The sequence below is a fragment of the Kitasatospora sp. NPDC057518 genome, from assembly GCF_042802075.1.
Classification (GTDB): Bacteria; Actinomycetota; Actinomycetes; order Streptomycetales; family Streptomycetaceae; genus Kitasatospora.
In genome coordinates, this window is record NZ_JBHVEU010000650.1 from 1 (window position 1) to 3,461 (window position 3,461).

The 3,461-nt window shown below is 74.8% G+C and carries 3 protein-coding genes; 1 reads left to right on the forward strand and 2 read right to left on the reverse strand.

Features of this window, described 5'->3' with window-relative positions:
• Positions 1–113: 113 nt before the first annotated feature.
• Positions 114–734, reverse strand: coding sequence for a TetR/AcrR family transcriptional regulator (locus ACFU7Z_RS37765; RefSeq protein WP_380782625.1), 621 nt, complete (start codon positions 732–734; stop codon positions 114–116).
• Positions 735–853: 119 nt separating this feature from the next.
• Between ACFU7Z_RS37765 and ACFU7Z_RS37770 the strand changes: the two genes are divergently transcribed.
• Positions 854–1,891 carry an aldo/keto reductase gene (locus ACFU7Z_RS37770; RefSeq protein WP_380782629.1) on the forward strand — a complete coding sequence of 346 codons (1,038 nt, stop codon included), beginning with the start codon at positions 854–856 and terminating at the stop codon, positions 1,889–1,891.
• Between the two features lie 164 nt (positions 1,892–2,055).
• Here the strand turns inward: ACFU7Z_RS37770 and ACFU7Z_RS37775 are convergent, their stop codons facing one another.
• A complete protein-coding gene (locus ACFU7Z_RS37775; RefSeq protein ID WP_380782627.1) occupies positions 2,056–3,024 on the reverse strand; it encodes an NAD-dependent epimerase/dehydratase family protein in 969 nt (322 codons plus the stop codon).
• Positions 3,025–3,461 lie beyond the last annotated feature (437 nt).

Here is a 3,461-nt window from a genome sequence, read left to right on the forward strand (position 1 = left end):
CGGCGGCCCCCGCCGTCGGTCGGATGATGTCGGAGCGTCGTTCCGGCCTTCCGGGGCCCTCGCCGCGCCCGGCGGCCGCACAACGCTTCGGCGCTGTGCGGCCGTTCGCGTTCCTAGCTGTCCCGGCGCCGGTACGCCCCGGCGCGGGCCGCCGCCTCGGCTGCCTCCGCCGCGCGGTCCGCGGCCGCCTCGTCCAGCGGCTCGGCGGTGGTGAGCATCCGGTAGTAGAGCGGTGCCGAGACCGCCCGGACGACCTCGAACCCGTCGGTGTCCGGCGGGAGTTCGCCGCGCTCGACGGCCGCGGCGACGCACGGCGCCCACTCCTCGACCCGGCGCCGGTAGAAGTGCCGCAGGGCCTCGGCCGCGTCCGGGTCGCAGGTCGCCGCCACGATGACGGCGCGGAACAGCGCGCCCTGCCGGGGGTCGGCCAGGGTGCGCCGGACGAGCCGGGCGTTGGCCCGGAGGTCCCCGGCGAGGGAGCCGCTGTCGGTGCGCGGCAGCGACTGCTCGGCCATGTCCGCGAGCAGGTCGGCGACCAGCGCGGTGGTGCTGCCCCAGCGGCGGTAGACGGTGGTGCGGCCGACCTCGGCCCGCTGGGCGATGTCGCCGAGGTCGAGGCCGCTGAAGCCGCGCTCGACCAGGGCGTCCTCGGCGGCGCGCAGGACGGCGGCGCGGACCCGGGCGGTCCGGCCGCCGGGGCGGACCGTGCCGGGCGTGGAGGGCTCGACGGCCATTAACGGGATTCCTGTTCCATTAGACGGGTGGACTCTGCTAGGTTCAGAGCATCCTAACGGAACAGTGGTCCCATTAGGGGCTTCGAGGGGAGAAATCCGCCATGACCATCGCCACCGACATGGAGTACCGCCGGCTCGGCGCGTCCGGACTCAAGGTGCCCGCGCTCAGCCTCGGCACCGGCACCTTCGGCGGGCGCGGCCCGCTGTTCGGCGCCTGGGGCACCACCGACGTCCAGGAGGCCCGCCGGCTCCTCGACATCTCCATCGACGCCGGGGTCACCCTCTTCGACACCGCCGACGTCTACTCCGACGGCGCCTCCGAGGAGGTGCTCGGCCAGGCGATCCGCGGCCGCCGCGACCAGGTGCTGATCTCCACCAAGGCCGGACTGCCCACCGGCGACGGCCCGCAGGACGCCGGCACCTCCCGCGCCCGGCTGGTCCGGAGCGTCGACGACGCGCTGCGCCGCCTCGGCACCGACTACCTGGACCTGTTCCAGCTGCACGCCTACGACGCCGGCACCCCGATCGAGGAGGTGCTCGCCACCCTGGAGGACCTGGTCCGGGCCGGCAAGATCCGCTACACCGGCGTCTCCAACTTCTCCGGCTGGCAGCTGATGAAGTCCCTCGCCCTCGCCGACCGGCACGGCCGCCCCCGGTACGCCGCCCACCAGGTCTACTACTCGCTCGTCGGCCGCGACTACGAGTGGGAACTGATGCCGCTCGCACAGGAGGAAGGCGTCGGCGCCCTGGTCTGGAGCCCGCTCGGCTGGGGCCGGCTCACGGGGAAGATCCGCCGCGGGCAGCCGCTCCCGGACGGCAGCCGGCTGCACGACACCGCCGACTACGGCCCGCCGGTGGAGGACGAGCTGCTGTACCGGGTGGTCGACGCGCTGATCGAGGTCGCCGCCGAGACCGAACGCACCGTCCCCCAGGTGGCGATCAACTGGCTGCTGCGCCGTCCGACCGTCTCCTCGGTCATCATCGGCGCCCGCAACGAGGAGCAGCTGCGGCAGAACCTCGGCGCGGTCGGTTGGTCCCTGACGGAGGAGCAGGTGGCCCGGCTGGACGCGGCGAGCGCCCGCACCGCGCCGTACCCGTACTTCCCGTACCGGCGGCAGGAGGCGTTCGCCCGGCTCAACCCGCCCCTGGCGGGCTGAGGCGCGCAGGGAGGGACGGGGAGGGGCGTGGCGACCAGCGGAGGCGAGGGAGGCCCGAGCGGCGTGGGCCCCGGCCCGGGAGATGTCCGGGCCGGGGCCGGACCGGCTGTCGCGGGGCGGCGGTCGGCCCCGTGCCGGTGGACTCCGCGTCGGCGCCGCTACCGCTACCGCTGGTGCCAGGCGGCGAGGAGTTCGGCCTCCCGCTCGGGGTCGAGGGTGCCCGGCACGCGCTCGAACGGCTGGATGTCGCGGGCGCTGTCGGCCACCGGCCGGAGGGCGAGGCCGGTGGCGAGGGCGGCCGCCGGGTCGGCGGTGCTGGTGGCGCGGCTCTCCGGGTCGGCGGGCCAGAGCGGGAGGGCGCGCTCCTGGACGCCGGCGGCCCGGAGGAAGTCCTCGTCGACCCAGGTGAGGGTGGTGCCGGGCGGGGCGGCCGCCGTGGCGACGGCGTCGAGCAGGTCGCCGATGCCGAACGGCGGGGGAGTGGCGGCGTGGTAGGCGCCGGAGGCGCCCCGCTCCAGCAGGGCGAGCATCCAGGCGGCGAGGTCGCGGACGTCGACCACCTGGAGCGGCGCTTCCGGCCGGCCCGGGGCGAGCACCTCGCCGCCCCGGGTGAGGCGCTCCACCCAGTAGTCGAAGCGGTGGGTGTAGTCGCGGGGGCCGATCACGTACGTCGGGCGGACCAGCAGGGTCTCCGGGCCGAAGGCCTGCCGGGCGGCGCGCTCGCACTGGACCTTGAGGACGCCGTAGGTCTCGGCGGTGATCTCCTCGGCCTCCGGGCCGTCGGCGGGGAGCAGGGCGGAGTCCTCGGCGTAGCCCGGGGCGGCCGGGACGTCGTAGACCGAGAGCGAGGAGACCAGCAGGTAGCGCCCGGCGGCGCCGGGGTCGAGGGCGGCCGCCAACTCCCGGACCTGGCGCGGGTAGTAGGCGCAGAGGTCGACGGTGGCGTCCCAGTGCCGACCGCGCAGCGCGGACAGGTCGGCGTCGCGGTCGGCGATCAGGTGGGTGGCGTCCGGGAGGAGTCCGGCGCCGGAGCGGCCCCGGTGCACCACCGTGACCTCGTGCCCGGCGGCCAGTGCCGCCTCGGCGAAGTGGAATCCGATGAAGCGGGTGCCGCCGATGACCAGAATGCGCATTCGGACATCGTGCCAGTCCGCCCCGGGGCGGGGCCAGCCGGTGGCCGGTTGTTGCCCAAGTTGTGGGTGGGGTGGGTGAGTCGGGGCCCGGTGTGGACGGTTCCGGGGGGAAGCGTGTTCGACGGTCAACGGTGCGGTACGGTGACGGCCGGGGGCGGCGGGCCGCAGCAGGCGGATCGGCGCTGGTCAACGGCCTGACGGCCGGGGCCGGATGAGCAGCCGTGACGGCCTCGTAACGTCTGATCTCCTGTCAAAGTTCCTTGTTTCCCGGCGAACTTGTGTGAAGTCCCTTTAAGCTCCCGTTAACAATGGCGGCTTTCCGCCACTCGCGAACTCGCTCCCGAGGTCGGGCGGCAGGCCCAACTGGATGATGAGAGCAGGGATGACGACGACAAATGATCGAACCGTCGGTGCCGCGCGCGGCTCCGGCGGGCGGC